We start from the raw sequence: 17,496 nt of genomic DNA, 5'->3' as shown, positions 1-17,496 counted from the left end.
CAGAAAAATACAAAGATATGAGGAGTGCGGGGATGAATTCTAGAATGAGGAAGAGGTTAAGGAAGGTACTTATTGCTTTAATGATAGTTGCTATTGTTATGCCGAGCTTTCACACTTTAGTTCCAAGTAAAGTTGTTCATGCGGAAGAGGATCATGAAGTACCAACTATCCAAGTGGAGGTAGTACCAAATCCAGACGATAGTGTGGAGGATATGGAAGAACCGACATCCAATGAGTCAGTAATACCTCATGAAGAAAAAGTAGAAGAATCTGAAATCATTCTAGATAAGGAAGAGGAGCCAGAAAGTACTCCTGAGAAAGAAGAAGTAAAAGAGGAAAAAGAGTTGGAAACTAGCTCAGAGGAGGAAAGTCCTAGCTCTTTAAATGAGGAAAAGTCTACTGATAGCACAGAAGTAGAAGAAGCACCAACAGCTGAAGTAGATTTCAATAGTTATCCTACCTTGCTTATTACGGAAATCTCACCTAACTCAGCTGGTGCTGGAACAGATTATTTTGAGTATTTCGAGCTATACAATAACTCGAATCAACAGATAAATACATCTAATCTTTCTTTCTACTATACATATACGGATAGTGGAAATGAACTTTTATTCCAAGTTCCAGAGGTTGTATTGGAATCACAAGAGACCATGGTGTTTTGGTTTAATAATGGGGATAAAGAATTAGAAGAATTTAATAGTAATTTTGGATTGAGCTTAAATGTTGATCAAGTTGTAGATTTTAAAGATGTATTCCCGGGATTTGCTAACGGTGGTAACCGTGCCCTTGTGATTAAGAATAAACAAGCTAGAGTTCTTGTTTCTGCAAGCTATTTAGGAAATGAAACGGATAACACGGGTGCTGGAATAGAGTACAAGTATCCGGAAATAGGTACGGATATGGAGAAGCATAAAGTCCTTGCCCTTCCAACTCCAGGAACACTTGATCCAGTTCAGGTTCCAAAAGAGCCGGTGAAAGTAGAGGAAATAGAAGTTCCTGAGATGGACGAGCTAGCTCCAGTTATTTCTCATACTCCTGTTTCTGAAAGTACTAGATTATCCCCAGTTTCAATAGAAGCTACCATTACAGATAATGTTCAGGTTGTGGGAGCAAATCTTTATTATAAAAATGAACCAGATGCTGCGTACTCTTCTATTCCGATGAGCGGGAATGGAGAGAATTATTCTGCTGTTATACCAGGAACAGCTGTATTATCTACTATTACTTATTATATTGAAGCGACAGATGGAGTAAATAATGCTACAACAGAAACTTTTTCGATAGAGGTGGAGGTACCTGAGGAAACGTATAGTGAACTACCTTTATTAATAACAGAGTTATCCCCAAATTCAGTGGGGGCAGGTACGGATTATTATGAGTTTTTCGAGATTTATAATAATACGAACCAAGCTCTGAATCTAGCTAACTATTCATTTATCTATAAATATACAGATACAGGAAATGAGTTACCATTCCGCGTTCCTGCTGTTGTGGTGGAACCGCAAGAAACTTTAGTGTTTTGGTTTAATAATGGAAATCGAACCTTAGTGGAATTTAACGAGAATTTCCAATTAGACTTATCACGTGAACAGGTAGTAGAGTATACAGATGTATTTCCTGGTTTTGCGAATGGTGGAAACCGGGCGCTTGTGATAAAGGATGGCCAAGGAGAAGAAGTTGTATCGGCAAGTTATCTGGTGAACGAAAGTGATAATAATGGACTTGGTATTGACTATATATTTCCAGCATCAGGTACCGAAATGGATAAGCTTCAAGTGTTAGCAGCTCCAACTCCAGGTACAGTAGAAGAAATTCAAGTACCAACCAATCCAGTGTTATTAGATGAAATTCCAGAAGATAATGAAGCACCGGTTATCGAACATACACCTGTGACAGCTAGTCAGTCATATAGTCCTATTTTAATAGAAGCAACGATTACCGATAATATGGCTGCTCCTTTTGCTACTTTATTTTATAAAAAAATAGGCGATGAAACGTTCACCTCTTTAGCTATGAGTCAACGTTCTAATGGTTCCTCAAGCTATGTCGCTGAAATCCCAGGTGTAAAAGTAGATGCAACACTCGTTTACTACTTGGAAGCTTCGGATGGCCATAATGTGACTAAAACAAATGAGTACACAATTGAGGTAGAGCAAACAGAAGTAGACTACCAAGCTTTGCCACCATTTCTTGTGACAGAAGTAGTCCCTGATTCCACAAATGTTGGAACAGCAGATGGGTATGAATTTATCGAAATTTATAATAATACGAATCAGGCTATTAATTTTAAAGATTATAAAATTCAATATCGCTATGGATCAGATCGTGCAACAGATGTAATTTGGGCATCAGTTCCAGATGATGTTGTGATACCTTCAAAGGGCACACTTGTATTTTGGATTATTAATTCTCAAAATGGTGCTCAAACAGTTGCTGATTTTAATGCAAATTATGGAACAAATCTAGTAGAAAATAAGGACATTGTTCGTATATATAGTGATGGAATGGCCAATGCTGCAATGCGTGGTTTAGTAGTTGCGACAAATTCAAAGAAAGAACTTGCAGTTGCCTACTACAATGATGTTCCGAGTGTGATAGATGCAGCACCAGATAAGGCTATCTTATATAAGTATCCTTTAGATGGCTCGACTCAAATGCTGAAGATTAGTGCAAAGGAAAAAGCAGCTACGCCAGGAACAGTAGAGCCTGACCAAGTTCCTCTAGAGACGGTACAGCTTCCGGTGGATAACATCCCACCAACTTATGAGAATTTAACAGCAATTTCAGAGGTAGATCAAAATGAAAATATTCATATTGTGTTAGATGCAGAGGATGATAAAGAAGTTAAAACAGTAAGACTTTTATACCGCACAAATGATCAAACAGATTTTACACAAGCAATTTTAGCGAAAGATTATAATGATTTACTTTACCACCATACTATCTATTCACCAGACATTATCGCAAAAGAGTATGTGGAATATTATTTTCAAATTTCTGATGGAACTAATGAAGTAACTAGTGAAACGTATCAAATTCAAGTTACTTCAGAGTTAGATTTCTCGAGTTTACGCTTAAATGTAAAAGAGGGAGAGATTCTAACTGGAGAAACCATTATTAAAGGAACGTCAAAAGAGGATAATCCTGATGATGTGAAACTGTTTATTGATAATCAAGAAGTGTTAGGAGAAGTGTTCTCTTCCGTTGAACACACAGCTTACTTTGCATTTGAGGTGAGTGGGATAAATACCTTTTTCCAAAATGGGGTCACAATGGGAGATAATATTCTTCACATTTTCGATGATTGGATTGCTGAATGGCAGACGATTACTGTGCCAATCGATCCAGATCGCTTAGAGCTTGGAGATAATATCATTACGATTCGTTCAGGTAACAAAGCATCACCATTTGATTTAGATTCACCAGATAACCGTGATGATTATAATTTACGAAATGTCCGTTTAGTGTTAGCTGATGGTACAGTCTTGCGTGATCCAGTTAAAAATAATCCTTCCCAAGTATTTGATATGGGAGACGATGGGACATATCGTATTTTTGAAGATTTTACATTTACAATCGAAAATGAGCATGCCCCTTCGAAATCATACAAATGGGACACCACAACGGTCAATGATGGAGATCATGTAATTAAGGTGCAGGATTCAGACGAAGAGATTCAAGTAAATGTACAGGTAGATAATACGATTCCGGTCATTACAACTTCATTAGTTGAAGGAAAAGAATACAAGGGATCCTTCACAATCGATGCAAATGCAACAGATGAAATCGCAGGTATAAAAAATATTCAGATTCACCTAGATGAAAAGGAAATTTCCGTACCATATGCTACTTCTTCCTCTAAATTAGCTGCAGGAGAACATCAGCTAAAGGTAGTAGCTATCGACCAGGTTGGAAATGAAGCAGTAGAAATTGTTCATTTCTCAGTTGTGAATGAAAATCCATATAAACCAGAGTTAATTTCTCCAGCAGATGATTTGAATAATGCTGTAGATGGTGATCCTAACTTACAGGTAAGAGTCACGGATCCAACAGAGGATGAGTTGGATGTTACTTTTTATGGTGGCTTCCAATATGATGCTAGTCAAACAGATAAAGTGAATGGTTATAAAAATGCTAATGATGTAGAACCTCCTCAAACAATGGTACCAGAGGGAGAAACAGCTTTTACAGAAGAAGAAATTGACCTTGTATCAAAAGAGGATGGTCAATACTTAGTTACCGACGCTACGACCCAATTTCCATACCACCGTTTTGATGTAACAGTAGATTCGTCAATTGCAGAAAATGATCTTGTCGAGCTAGTATGGAAAGGAAATTCACTAGAAGGTCGTAAAGTAACCATGTATGCTTGGAATCATACTACAAGTAAATGGGCGATTGTTGATTATCGTATAGCTGGAACAGAAGATTTTGAATTAAAAGGTAATGTAGAAGTAAAGGATTTTATTAAAGATGAATCTATAAATGTACTCGTCCAAGATGAGATTCCTAGTTCCTCGGAGGAGTATGACTATACCTTTGTTTGGATGTCAGACACGCAGTATTATGCAGAAAGTTATCCATATATATTTGATCGTCAAACACAGTGGATTGCTGAAATGCAAGAAGAGATGAAAATTAAATATGTCTTCCACACAGGTGATATTGTCAATGTCGCAAATCAAGAATATCAATGGATTAATGCTGATCGGTCTATGAGAGTATTGGACGAGAAAAATATTCCATATGGTGTATTAGCAGGGAACCACGATGTGGATCATAAAACAAATGATTATACGGAGTATTATAAATACTTTGGAGAAGATCGTTTTAGTGATAAACCTTATTATGGCGGCTCCTATGAGAATAATCGTGGACATTATGATCTTATATCAGCAAATGGAAACGATTATATTATGGTCTACCTTGGATGGGGTGTAGAGGAGGAAGGTATTGCCTGGATGAATGAAGTGTTAGCTGCACATCCAGATCGAATGGCAATCCTAAGTTTTCATGAGTATTTACAAGCGACAGGTGTTAGGCATCCATTAGGAGATAAGCTTTATAATGAAGTCGTATTACCAAATAAAAATGTCGTTGCGGTACTTAGCGGACACTACCATGAAAGTCAGCTTTTAGTAGATGAAATTGATGATGATGGAGATGGTATTCCTGACCGTCAAGTTTTCCAAATGCTAGCTGACTATCAGGCAGGACCAGAGGGTGGCCAAGGCTATATGCGCTTACTCCACTTTGATACGGCAAACAATAGAATCTTAGTTAATACGTACTCACCATATTTAGATAAGTACAACTACTATGATTCGGGTACGTACCCTGAAAAAGATGAGTTTATCATTAATCTAGATTTAGAACCTAAAGTAAAACGAGTTGCAACAGACTATTTCACAGTCAACGTATATACTGAGATGGAAATAGGAAAAGTTGAAAATGTCTTAAGCGGAGATATTGTGGATTATACGTGGGAAGGACTAGTGGAAGGTAACTCATATTGGTGGTATGTGGTGGCAGAAGATCAACACACTGGACGCACTGTCTCGGATATTTGGTCATTTAGAAAAGGTGCAAATCCGGAGATACCAAACATTCCAGATCCAGAGAACCCAACTGATCCAACCGATCCAACTAATCCGATTGATCCAGACGAACCGGAACAACCTACTAATCCTGTAGACCCAAGTAATCCGGAGCAGCCAGATCCATCTATACCAGATTCAGAGGATCAAACACCAGTGATACCGGATAAACCAGAAAAAGAAGATAATAAACAACCAACCGATCAGGAGCCTGGAGGAAAGCTTCCAAATACGGGGACAAATGTGTACAACCTGTTTGTAATAGGTATAACACTCTTGATTTTAGGAACTGCATATTTTTATTACCATAGAAGGAAATTGCAATTTAATTAAAAGGTGTCTATCCCCCGCTACTTTAAAGTAGTGGGGGATACTTGTTTTTTATGAAATTAATGGGTAATTAAATGATTAATGATTTATTTGATTAAGCTTCCATAGTAAATTTTTATCTGAAATATGATATTATAATGAAAATTAAGATAATTACTAACAGAGAGAGGGAAGAAAATGAAACCAATTATCGGGATAACTTCTCATGTCGAGCTTGATTATAAGCATAGTCTTTCGAATGATTATGTGCAGGCTATTATTCTAGCAGGTGGAATTCCGGTTATTTTACCAATAGGGGTTGACCCGGATGTAGCTCAGCTGGTGGATAAGATTGATGGGCTAGTGGTGACAGGTGGAGGGGATATTGATCCGACTTTGTTCGGAGAAGAACCGCATCCTAATTTAGGGATGATTTCGCCAGGAAGAGATAGCTTTGAAATCGCGATGATTGAAAAAATGCTTGCTGCCAATAAGCCTATACTAGCGATTTGTCGAGGTATTCAAATTTTGAACATTGCCGTTGGTGGCGATATGTATCAGGATATTTATAGTCAAATTGATGAACCTTTGCTGCAACACGCTCAAAAAGCGAACAGAACGCATCTGTCCCATTATGTTACAACTACTGAAAATAGTTTATTGGAGCGAATTACAGGAAAGTCAAAATTCAAAATTAATTCTTTCCACCATCAAGCGGTTCGAAATGTCCCTAAACCTTTGGTAGTTTCTGCGCATGCTTCTGATGGAATAATCGAGGCGATTGAAAGTGTTGAGCATACATTTGTGTTAGGGGTGCAATGGCATCCAGAGCCTTTAGCTGTTGATGGTGATGCGATTTCTAAACAAATTTTCAGTAGATTTCTACAAAGTTGTTAAATAAGAAAATAAGGTGGGAAAAGGAGTATGAAGATTATTGATTTGCACTGTGACGCTTTATTAAAGTTGTGGGAGTCAAAAGGAAGCCTGAGTTATGCTAATTCAGAGGAATTGGATACAAACATGGAACGGTTGAAAAAGGGAAAGGTATGGGTTCAATGCTATGCAGTTTTTGTTTATCCTGATGTAAAAGTCGAACAAAAGTTTCAAGCTGCATTGGATCAAATAGATTATTTTTATAATGAAATTCTTGCTAAGAACCAAGAAATGAAACAAATTAAGCAATGGGAAGATATAGCTCTTCTTAAAGATGGGGAAATTGGAGCAATCCTAACTCTCGAAGGTGTAGACGCAATCGGAAACGACCTGGAAAAACTAAAACTGCTTTATCAATTAGGGGTTCGCTCTGTGGGTTTAACCTGGAATAATGCGAATTTAGCGGCAGACGGTGTTGGAGAGAAGCGTGGTGCGGGACTAACTTCGTTCGGGAAGGAAATTGTTCAATTTAATAATAAAAATCGAATACTTACAGATGTTTCACATTTAAGTGAGAAAGCTTTTTGGGATGTGATTGCTTTAGCAGAATACCCCATTGCCAGTCATTCGAATGCAAAAGCAATCTGTAATCATCCTCGAAACTTGAATGACGATCAAGCCAAGGCAATATTCGCTAAAGGTGGAAGAATCCACGTCGTTTATTGCCCACCATTTGTTAAAGAAGATGGTAATGCAAAGATATCTGATTTAATCAAGCACATTGACCACTTCTGTTCGTTAGGTGGAAAGAAGCAAATTGGTCTTGGCTCTGATTTTGATGGAATTAGCACGTATATTAGCGATCTTGAAGATGCCTCCAAATATCAGAATTTGATAAATGAACTACTGAACCATTTCACCGAAGAAGAAGTAAAAGGATTTGCCTATCAAAACTTTTTAGACTACTGTCCAAAGTAAAAACAGGCTAGTTACCCTTCCATCTATTATTCTAACCGCTATGTCTTAACTCATTCTTAACATTGATACGATGTTGATTGGCACGGAAATCTACAGGGTGTTCAAAGAGGCCACCGTATTTTCAAGGTAACCTTTCTATAAAATAATTAATAAAACAGAAAAAAACAAACTTACTAAACAATAACATAATCCAATATTAACTAGTATTTTGGAGGAGAGGTAGTCTTTACGGAAGCTGTTTTTTTCCCGTACTACATCTCCTTCAATCTCCTTAATTATTTGTGCTTTTCTACTAATGGAAGTGAAGAACACCTTGCAACTATAGATAAAAGAGCTAAAAAAACCTCCAGAAATAACAAACAACATGCCTCCTGTTAAAACTAAACCCAAACCAAGCAGAAAAAGGAAATTAGCCCAGTTCAGTAAATATGAGGACTGATAGAAAAGTGAGATTGCGAAGTAAGAGACTGGTAAAGTAAGTATCCATAAAAAAATTAGCTTCATTCCATAACACCTCCTTAAAGACTAGAAACAGTATAGTAATATATTCATTTATTGGAAATTTAAGTTGTATGTAAATAAATATTGAAGTAAACTACTAAATACAGAATATTATATTCTGTCAATTATGAAAAGGGGGAATATTATGAAAAGTAAACCGAGATTTTTATCAGTTATGATTCTAGTTTTAATGCTTTCTTCTATTCTAGCAGGATGTAATTTTGGTTCTTCGAATGAAGCGGGGGCGGATAAGGATAAAGGTGGAGAGAAGACTAGTGATAGTAAGCAGGTGCTAAATATTAGTGCAACGGCGGATATTCCTACACTTGATTCTACACAGGCACACGATGCTATTGCGTTTGATGTATTGAATAATAACAACGAAGGTCTATATAGACAAGATGAAAATCATCAACCACAGTATGGAATGGCTGAGAAACACGATGTAAGTGAAGATGGAGTTGTACATACCTTCACCCTACGTGATGCAAAATGGAGTAACGGTGAAACTGTTACGGCAAATGATTTTGAATTCGCATGGAAAAGAGTATTCGAAACAGCGGGACCATACAACTTTATGTTTGTAACGGCAAGTGTGAAAAACTCGGAAGCAATCATGAATGAAGAAATGGCTGCTAGTGAATTGGGGGTAAAAGCTCTTGACGAGAAAACCCTAGAAGTAACGCTTGAAAATCCAAATCCTCTATTTGAAATTTTATTGACGTTTCCAACATTCCTACCTCAAAACCAAAAATTTGTGGAGGAGCTAGGGGACCAATATGCTTTAGAAGCTGAAAATATTCTTTCAAATGGACCTTTCAAGCTAGTAGATTGGCAGCAAGAGCAAAGCTGGAAGTTTGAAAAGAACCCGGATTACTATGATGCTGATTCTGTTAAGCTTGATAACATCAATGTTTATGTCGTCAAGGATTCTACAACTGCGGCAAACCTCTATGAAAGTAATACAATCGATCGAGTGAAACTCTCCACCTCTTTTGTTGATCAATATAAGGATAGCGAGGAATTTCAGATTACAAAGCAAGCAGGACTTGTGTTCCTACGTTTCAATCATAATCACGAAATCTTGAAAAATAAAAATATCCGTAAGGCAGTTAGTATGGCAATTGACCGCCAAGGGCTAACGGATGTGATTTTAAAAGACGGCTCAACTCCATTATACGGTGTTGTTCCTGAGGGATTCTACTTCTCTCCTGATAAAAAGGATTATCGAGAGTTAAACGGTGATTTTAATACAGGCACTATTGAAGAAGCGCAAGAGCTGTTTAAACAAGGTCTTAAGGAAGCTGGTGTAGACAAGTTAACAGTATCCATTAATATCGCTGATTCAGAAGAAATGAAGAAAACTGCGGAGTATATCCAGGCTCAACTTCAGGATAATCTTCCAGGCTTCACATTAGAATTAAAAGCTGTACCTTTTGCTCAGCGTTTAGAAATTGAAAAAGCAGTGGAGTACGATTTATCTTTATCCACATGGGGGCCAGACTACAGTGATCCAATGACTTACTTAGATATGTGGGTAAAAGGAAGCTCTGCTAATCGTATGGATTATCATAATCCTAATTTAGACCAATTGGTGAGTAAAGCAAGATTAGAAACAGATTTGAGTGCACGATATGAGATGCTACTAGAGATAGAGCAATTGTTACTGGGAGAAGATGCTGCACTTGTTCCTTTATATCAACGCGGTGAAGCAGTCTTACAACGTAGTAGTATTAAAGGGCTTGTTAAACATCCAAGTGGTCCTGACTTCTCATACAAATGGGCATATATTGAATAGTCAACGCGTGTAATGCAGGTTAGGGGTAGGATGTATCTTCTTATGCATCCTACCCTTTTTTATAGAATAAGAAGGATTATTATCTAATGCAAGCCGTAAGCTGAACGAGGTGCTTACGCTTTTGTTCTAGGTGAGAGTAATTCTTTCGATTTTTACAAGTATGTATAGAAATGAGATGTTATAATGAAAAAATTTCTCCTTCAACGAGTTATATATATGCTTATCACATTATTTATTGTTGTCACGGCAACATTTTTCCTTGTGAAATTTCTTCCCGGAACACCTTATAGTAATCCGGAAAAGTTAACAGAGCACCAACTCGCTGTCCTGAATGCGAAATATGGCTTAGATCAGCCGGTTGCTCTCCAGTATATTCGCTATATGGGTAATTTAATTCAGGGTGATTTGGGGATGTCCTTTCAATATCAAGGAAGAACAGTATACAGCATGATCAGTGATAGAATTGGTCCTTCTGCACTAATTGGATTCCAAGCTCTTATTTTTGGAACGATAGTAGGATTAATACTCGGAATTGTCTCTGCATTAAAGCATAATTCTATACTGGATTATGGTTCCGTAACTATCGCTGTATTAGGTATGTCGATTCCATCATTTGTTTTTGCAGCATTACTTCAATATTATATTGGAGTTAAACTTGGCTGGCTGCCTCCTGCATTATGGGAAAGCTATGAACATACTTTTTTACCCTCATTAGCCCTCTCGGTGACAGTTATAGCTACTGTAGCAAGATTTATCAGAAGTGAAATGCTAGAAGTGCTTGGAAAAGACTATGTCATTACTGCTAGGGCAAAAGGGATTAGTGAAGTTGCTATTGTTACAAAGCATGTAGTTCGCAATGCGTTAATTCCTGTTGTGACAATGCTTGGACCACTTGCTGTTAGTATCATGACTGGTACCCTCGTAATCGAAAAAATATTTGCAGTTCCTGGCCTTGGGGAGCAATTTACCTTATCAATCTTAGTATTAGATTATAGTGTTATCATGGGAATTACGCTTTTCTATAGTGCTTTATTTATTTTTATTGTATTCATAGTAGATATTTTATATGGATTACTTGATCCTCGAATTAATTTTGGAATGGGGGAACAGGCATGAAAGTAGAAAAAAACACAAACTCACCAACCCCTATTTTACAAAATAAAAATACGCCACATCATTTTGAGGTTGTTCCCAAGGAAATTACAGACGATTTATTTGTTCGTGCCCCTTTTGATAGTAGTAAACAGGAAGAGATTTCTGCACCTTCTATATCATTCTGGCGGGAAGCGTTTAATAGATTAGTAAAGAATAAGGGGGCAATAATTTCTATTATTATTCTTTTTATTCTTTCAGTTATGGCAATTATTGGACCGTCTATGAATGAATTTACCTATCGGAGTCAAAACATAGCTCACACAAATCTTCCACCAAAAATTTCCGGTCTAGAATGGATGGGCTTTAACGGAAAGGACACGAATGGTGTCAATCAATATGAAGTTAGAGATATTACTACAAATTATTGGTTTGGCACAGATGAATTTGGACGTGATCTTTGGACAAGGGTATGGAAAGGAACACAAATATCTCTTTATATTGCATTAGTTGCGGCATTTTTAGATTTAGTGATTGGTGTTTTATATGGGGGATTGTCAGCTTTTTACGGTGGTCGAGTTGATACGGCTATGCAACGGATTATTGAAGTGTTAGTGGGAATCCCAAATTTAGTTGTCATCATCTTGTTCATACTTATCTTAGATCCAGGAATAACCTCGATTATTTTGGCTATGGTAGTAACCGGTTGGGTAGGTATGGCTCGTGTTGTTCGAGGGCAAATCTTCCAGCTTAAGAGTCAGGAATTCGTGCTTGCCTCGCGTACATTAGGGGCATCGAACAATAGATTAATCTGGAAACATCTACTTCCAAATGTCATGGGGCCAATAATCGTTACGATTATGTTTACCATTCCGACAGCGATTTTCTTTGAGGCGTTTTTAAGCTTTATCGGTCTTGGTTTACAGGCACCTCAAGCATCATTGGGAGTTCTAATCGAGGACGGCTATAAAGCGATGCGCTTTTTTACTTATAAATTATTTTTCCCAGCGATTATCATTAGCGCTACGATGATTTGTTTTAACCTACTAGGGGATGGACTTAGGGATGCACTTGATCCGAAAATGAGAAAATAGGGAGGACAATATGACAAAGCCAATCTTAACAGTAAGCAACTTACAAGTATCCTTTCATACACATAAAAGTGAGGTACAGGCTGTCAGAGGTGTTGGGTTCTCCCTATATAAAGGAGAGACTCTAGCCATTGTAGGGGAATCAGGTTCTGGGAAATCTGTTACAGCTAAAACGATTATGCGCCTATTACCAAAGCATAATACAAAGATAACTCAAGGTGAAATTCTCTATGAAGATAAGAATCTATTAAATTTATCGGTTCGAGAGATGCAAGCGATTCGTGGTTCTGAAATTTCCATGGTGTTTCAGGATCCAATGACTTCTCTGAATCCGACGATGAAAATTGGAAAACAGATAATGGAAGGGTTAAAGAAGCATCATAATATAACAAAAAAGGAAGCAAAGCAGAGAGCCATTGAAATGCTTAGATTAGTTGGAATTCCTAATCCAGAGGGTCGGATAGATGCTTATCCTCACCAGTTTTCTGGAGGGATGAGGCAGCGTGTTGTGATTGCCATGGCATTAGCATGTAACCCAAAAGTACTAATAGCAGACGAACCTACAACAGCTCTTGATGTGACGATTCAGGCACAAATATTGGATTTAATGAGAGACCTACAACAAAAGACTGGAACGGCTATAATCTTGATTACCCATGACTTGGGGGTTGTAGCAAATATGGCAGACCGTGTAGCGGTAATGTACGCGGGAGAAATAGTAGAAATGGGTACAGTTGATGAGATTTTTTATCACTCGCAACATCCATACACATTAGGATTGATAAAATCAATGCCAAAGCTTCATGCTGCTAAAACTGACGCGTTAATTCCGATACCGGGTACTCCTCCTGATTTGGCTCATCTTGGAACTGGATGTCCTTTTGCTGCAAGATGCCCATACACAATGAAAGTATGTCATTATTTTTCACCTAAACAAACTACCTTATCTGATAATCATACAGTAGCATGTTGGCTCCAAGATCAAAGAACACCTGAAAATATGGCCCTTGAACTTGTAGGAGGGAAAAGTTAATGAGTAACCAAGAGGTTTTAATTGAAGTGAAAGATCTAGAGAAGCATTTTAAAGTTGGAAAAAGCAGTGTATTACGGGCGATTGATGGATTGAATTTTTCTATCTATAAAGGTGAGACACTTGGTCTTGTTGGTGAATCAGGCTGTGGTAAATCGACTGTTGGTCGTACCATGGTTCAACTCTATTCTCCCACTAAAGGTCAAATTCTCTATGAAAATGAAAATCTCCATGCTAAGATGTCGAAAGCTAATGTGAAACAAAATAGAAAAAAGATGCAAATGATCTTTCAAGATCCTTACTCTTCTTTAAACCCAAGGCTAACAGTAGAGGAGATTATCTCAGAAGGATTGTTGATACATCAACCAGATATGGGGAAAGAAGATCGAAGAAAACGAGTAACAGACCTACTAGAGCAAGTTGGCTTAAGTCATAAACATGCGGATCGTTATCCACATGAATTTAGTGGGGGACAAAGACAGCGTATTGGGATAGCGCGCGCACTATCTGTTAATCCGCAGTTTATTGTTGCAGACGAACCAATTGCTGCACTTGATGTATCCATTCAGGCGCAAATTGTCAATCTATTAAAGCAACTTCAAGAAGAGAAAGGGTTAACCTATTTATTCATAGCTCATGATCTATCCATGGTAAAGCATATTAGCGACAGAATCGCAGTTATGTATTTAGGCAAAATGGTGGAATTGGCTGAAAGCGAAAGCTTATATGAAAGACCACTTCATCCCTATACCGAAGCACTTTTATCAGCAATCCCTCTACCAGACCCAAACCTAGAACGTCTACGGGAAAGAATCATTTTAAAGGGAGATGTTCCTAGTCCAACAAACATACCAGTTGGCTGTAGATTTTCTTCACGATGCCCAAAGGCCATGGACATCTGTACACAAGAGGAACCATCATGGAAAGAAGTTGAAAGGAATCACTATGTTGCCTGTCATTTATATTGAAATAGGTGCCTGACCCCCACTGCGGTAATAGAGTAAAACGGTGGGGGCAAGCTCCTCGCTATTTAATTTTAACTTTGAAGGGCTCTGCAATTCGGTGTGGATAGTCAGTGATTTTTAGTTTGAGCTCTTTCATATTTGTTGGATATTTTATTGTATAGAATATCCTAATGATGGGTGTCTCTTCATCCGAACGAGCCATTCCAACTTGAGCTCGATTTTCATCCTGATTTAAGTTGACAGGGTCGGTATCGAAGATTTCATAAAGATGATCTCTATCTCGTTCTGCCATCTGGATTAAAAAATCAAATTGTATATTGTCACCTTCGCGGAGCACTTGTTCTAATTGAATTCTTCCATCATTTGGAGCCTTAGTTAATTGGTCTTTTTGTAGGTCGATTACAACTTCTTGTTCATTTTTGTGAATCGCTCGGACAGAATTACCCACTAAGTAAAGTTCTTTAGGCTTGCGGAAATAATTACTCTGGAAGAAAAGAGTGTAATCATCACCTGAACCCATACTAATTGTGCCACTTTGGATAGGTTCCCACACATCGCCTCGATCATCTACTAGCTTTAAGTCGCTGCATCTCATTTTCTGCAGAAAACTTGATATCTAGCGCGATGAGTGTTGGGTCGATAACGACTTTTTCCACATAGAACTTTTGATTTTTTATTTCCACTGTCTCATCAATATTAATAATCTCACGTGTTTTTTCATACCATTCTTTTTTGATTGGTATTTCAAGATTCCACTTTGAATCAAGTAATCTACCTTCGTCGTAGGAAGCTGTTTCAGAATCATTAAGCTCAAGCTGTGTTTGTAAGATTAATTTCTCAGGAACCTCTTCATCATCGCCAAAGGTGACAACTATTTTCCCGTTCATTTTGTCTACCTCTTGAAGATTGACATTTTCATTAGGATCAGAGTATTCAATAACCGCTTTAATTTGATTATCATTATGGTTAAGCAAGTTCAGATTGGTTAAACGTAAATACTTTTGTTTACCTGTTGTTTTAAGAGAGTAGAAAATGATCATCCTTGCTTGATCGACAATGATTTGATCAACTGAGAAAGTGATGCCCTCAAGCGTCTCTTCTACATGCACCTCATGAATAAAGTCATTTGAAAGAGCATCCTCTAATCCTTGGTCTCCTTGAATCATGTCTACAATTGCCTCCATTCCAGGCAGCGTTTTTACTGTGTTGGCGAAGGCAGGTGAGACGCGAACGCTTGTTATAAATAAAAAGATTAGAGCGATGGAACTTAGAATGCTCACAATCGATCTCTTTTTTATCTTTTTGATGCGCTTTCCTTTATGAATCCCTTGTTGAATATACTGGTCAATTGATTCAGGTATCTGAATTTTCTTATCGTCCATCAGCAATACCTTCTCTCTCCATTTGTAGGCGTAATTGTTTTAAGGCTTTGTATATCCAAGTTTTAATGGTACTTTCGGGTTTATCTAGGATTTCAGCAATTTCTTTTGTGGTGAATCCCTGGAAATATTTTAGAAAAATAACTTGCTGTAGATTTTTCTTCAATTTCATAATTGTTTCTTTTAAGAAAATGCTATCACTGAGATCGATTTTTTCGAAAAGTGGCTCCTCTAGTTGTAAAGGCAAGCCGCCTTGTACAAACCGCTTCTTTTTTCGAAGCTCATTCAAACAATAATTCGATAAAATTCTTAACAGCCACGACTTGGCTGCAGCAGGATCCTTGAGTTTTCTTATGGAACTGTAAGCTCGATAAGTAGTCTCTTGAATTGCCTCTAGTGCATCATGTTCATTGTGAAAATAGGTAAAGGCAACATGATACATTAGGTTTTTATACGTATAAATAATTTCAGTAAAGGCATCTTCATCGCCTCTTTGGGCTTTTTTAATAAGCTCCTCCATCTCCATGTCTTTCCCCCTGCTCAAAAATCTCTCTTTAGTATAAGACAAAATAGTTGGTGAAATAGTTTTAACAATTTTTTTTTTGAAATACGACATGAAAAATAGTGCCTTTCCTTGCTCCTTTCACTATTAACGCAGCGGGGACAGGCACCATCATTGGTACAATTATTCATTTAATTCATTCAAATAAGAATCAATCCGCAACCCACTTCGTCTAATTTTGATTGTTGCATCCACTTCGACTTGGGCTTCTGAAAATACTTCATTCCAGTTGTCTTTTACTTTATTGAATTCAGAGGGTGTGCTTTTGTATAGGGTTTCTCCAAAGCCAAAAATGTCACTTCCGTATTTTTTTTGGGCAAGGTTGATGGTTTGGAAGACCTCATCTGCAATTAGTTTTGCAGATTTCTTCTCATATTCGTCGGTTACTTTAAAGGAAGCAATCGAGTCGCGACATTGTGAACCTTCAAGGGTACCTTCTCCACTTATGTTTATTTGAATCTTAGGAACACCACCGATCATTTTAACTGTTGTATTGGCTTTCATTCGTTTAATACGGATGTCCACTGTCTTGTTTTCACTACAAGTTATTGCGATAGAAGTTCGATTTAGATTATTTTGCGTTAGTAAGTAACTCCGCGTATTTACTAAGGACATTTTTCCTATTAATTTATTGTCTTTAAATACACTGTTTCCGACCATTTCGATATAGGTAAGAGGTGTTGTAGCTTGGTTATTCTCAACAGTAGACCCCTGTTGAACTCCTCCAATAATTTTTATGACAGAAGTTGTTGGTTCTCTACCAGGTGAGACAATGGCGTCGACTAAATCCATTAATCTTATTCCAGGATCGCCACCCCACTCATTTTGGAAGGTTTCTGCTTGGGAATTGATTTTTTGTGTAGATACTTTTTGTAATGGATAGGTGATTCTTAATGCATCTGCTGCAAGATTTGGGGCTTCCACAACAAGAATATTAAAATCATTCCGAATTTCTCTATGGCGGTCCATAATGTCGAATATTTCTTCAATTCCCGCTTGTGCTATTTCTTCGCTAATGATAACGGTCTTCATGTGAGAATAAATTGGTTTTCTTGAAATGACCGTGTTAATTTTATGAGTCAATTCTCCAAGGGAGTCCCCTTCAATACCTAATACGATACTTGCGGTATGTCCCGAAGCATTTTCTGAGCCCATTTCACTTGGATTAAACAATTCTACTGTCAGTCTATATCTAGATTCACTTCCTTTATCGATTGCTAAACCAGATACAATAGAAATCTCATTTACTTCTTGCAAGTCCCAGCAGCCAGTAAGTAAAGTTAGCAGAAGGAATAGATGAGTTACTTTTACTATATTCATA

The 17,496-nt window shown here is 37.5% G+C and carries 13 protein-coding genes; 8 read left to right on the top strand and 5 right to left on the bottom strand.

The genetic code is table 11. The annotated features are described in order from the left end of the window. Positions 1–32 precede the first annotated feature (32 nt). The 3 genes from BK580_RS18720 (at position 33) to BK580_RS18710 (ending at position 7,757) form a co-directional block, all read left to right on the top strand. Entirely contained in the window at positions 33–5,930 is a 5,898-nt protein-coding gene (locus tag BK580_RS18720) for a lamin tail domain-containing protein (RefSeq protein WP_078381799.1), read from the top strand. 174 nt (positions 5,931–6,104) lie between these two features. Further along, entirely contained in the window at positions 6,105–6,803 is a 699-nt protein-coding gene (locus tag BK580_RS18715; RefSeq protein WP_078381798.1) for a gamma-glutamyl-gamma-aminobutyrate hydrolase family protein, read from the top strand. Positions 6,804–6,830: 27 nt separating this feature from the next. Further along, on the top strand, positions 6,831–7,757 hold the full coding sequence (locus tag BK580_RS18710) for a dipeptidase (protein WP_078381797.1): 927 nt from the start codon (positions 6,831–6,833) through the stop codon (positions 7,755–7,757). Between the two features lie 135 nt (positions 7,758–7,892). On the opposite strand, the gene BK580_RS18705 is transcribed toward BK580_RS18710, so the two are convergent. After that, the gene (locus tag BK580_RS18705) at positions 7,893–8,261 is read right to left on the bottom strand and encodes a DUF3899 domain-containing protein (protein ID WP_078381796.1); all 369 of its coding nucleotides are present in this window, start codon (positions 8,259–8,261) and stop codon (positions 7,893–7,895) included. 142 nt (positions 8,262–8,403) lie between these two features. On the opposite strand from BK580_RS18705, the gene BK580_RS18700 reads away from it, so the two are divergent. From BK580_RS18700 to BK580_RS18680, 5 genes are all read left to right on the top strand, one after another. Further along, positions 8,404–10,056: a peptide ABC transporter substrate-binding protein gene (locus BK580_RS18700; protein WP_078381795.1), complete on the top strand. Its 1,653-nt coding sequence runs from the start codon at positions 8,404–8,406 to the stop codon at positions 10,054–10,056. Positions 10,057–10,239: 183 nt separating this feature from the next. After that, entirely contained in the window at positions 10,240–11,172 is a 933-nt protein-coding gene (locus BK580_RS18695; protein ID WP_078381794.1) for an ABC transporter permease, read from the top strand. Continuing rightward, entirely contained in the window at positions 11,169–12,242 is a 1,074-nt protein-coding gene (gene opp3C, locus BK580_RS18690) for an oligopeptide ABC transporter permease (RefSeq protein WP_078381793.1), read from the top strand. The genes BK580_RS18695 and opp3C overlap by 4 nt, the downstream gene beginning before the upstream one ends. A 10-nt stretch (positions 12,243–12,252) precedes the next feature. Beyond that, positions 12,253–13,272 carry an ABC transporter ATP-binding protein gene (locus tag BK580_RS18685; protein WP_078381792.1) on the top strand — a complete coding sequence of 340 codons (1,020 nt, stop codon included), beginning with the start codon at positions 12,253–12,255 and terminating at the stop codon, positions 13,270–13,272. Further along, complete coding sequence (locus tag BK580_RS18680; protein ID WP_078381791.1) at positions 13,272–14,237, top strand: ABC transporter ATP-binding protein; 966 nt, start codon at positions 13,272–13,274, stop codon at positions 14,235–14,237. The genes BK580_RS18685 and BK580_RS18680 overlap by 1 nt, the downstream gene beginning before the upstream one ends. Positions 14,238–14,295: 58 nt before the next feature. Here BK580_RS18680 and BK580_RS18675 read toward each other — a convergent pair whose 3' ends face one another. The 4 genes from BK580_RS18675 to BK580_RS18660 form a co-directional block, all read right to left on the bottom strand. Continuing rightward, positions 14,296–14,829 carry a DUF5643 domain-containing protein gene (locus BK580_RS18675; RefSeq protein ID WP_328589068.1) on the bottom strand — a complete coding sequence of 178 codons (534 nt, stop codon included), beginning with the start codon at positions 14,827–14,829 and terminating at the stop codon, positions 14,296–14,298. Continuing rightward, positions 14,798–15,616, bottom strand: coding sequence for a DUF4179 domain-containing protein (locus BK580_RS18670; protein ID WP_078381789.1), 819 nt, complete (start codon positions 15,614–15,616; stop codon positions 14,798–14,800). Before BK580_RS18670 ends, BK580_RS18675 begins: the two co-directional genes overlap by 32 nt. Continuing rightward, the gene (locus BK580_RS18665) at positions 15,606–16,139 is read right to left on the bottom strand and encodes a sigma-70 family RNA polymerase sigma factor (RefSeq protein WP_169865130.1); all 534 of its coding nucleotides are present in this window, start codon (positions 16,137–16,139) and stop codon (positions 15,606–15,608) included. Before BK580_RS18665 ends, BK580_RS18670 begins: the two co-directional genes overlap by 11 nt. Before the next feature lie 159 nt (positions 16,140–16,298). Beyond that, entirely contained in the window at positions 16,299–17,495 is a 1,197-nt protein-coding gene (locus BK580_RS18660; RefSeq protein WP_169865127.1) for a Ger(x)C family spore germination protein, read from the bottom strand. Position 17,496: the final 1 nt, after the last annotated feature.

The sequence above is a fragment of the Sutcliffiella halmapala genome, from assembly GCF_002019665.1.
Lineage (GTDB): Bacteria > Bacillota > Bacilli > Bacillales > Bacillaceae_I > Sutcliffiella_A > Sutcliffiella_A halmapala.
Note: the sequence above shows the minus strand (reverse complement) of the source record. Positions and strands in the feature narration are given on the sequence as shown.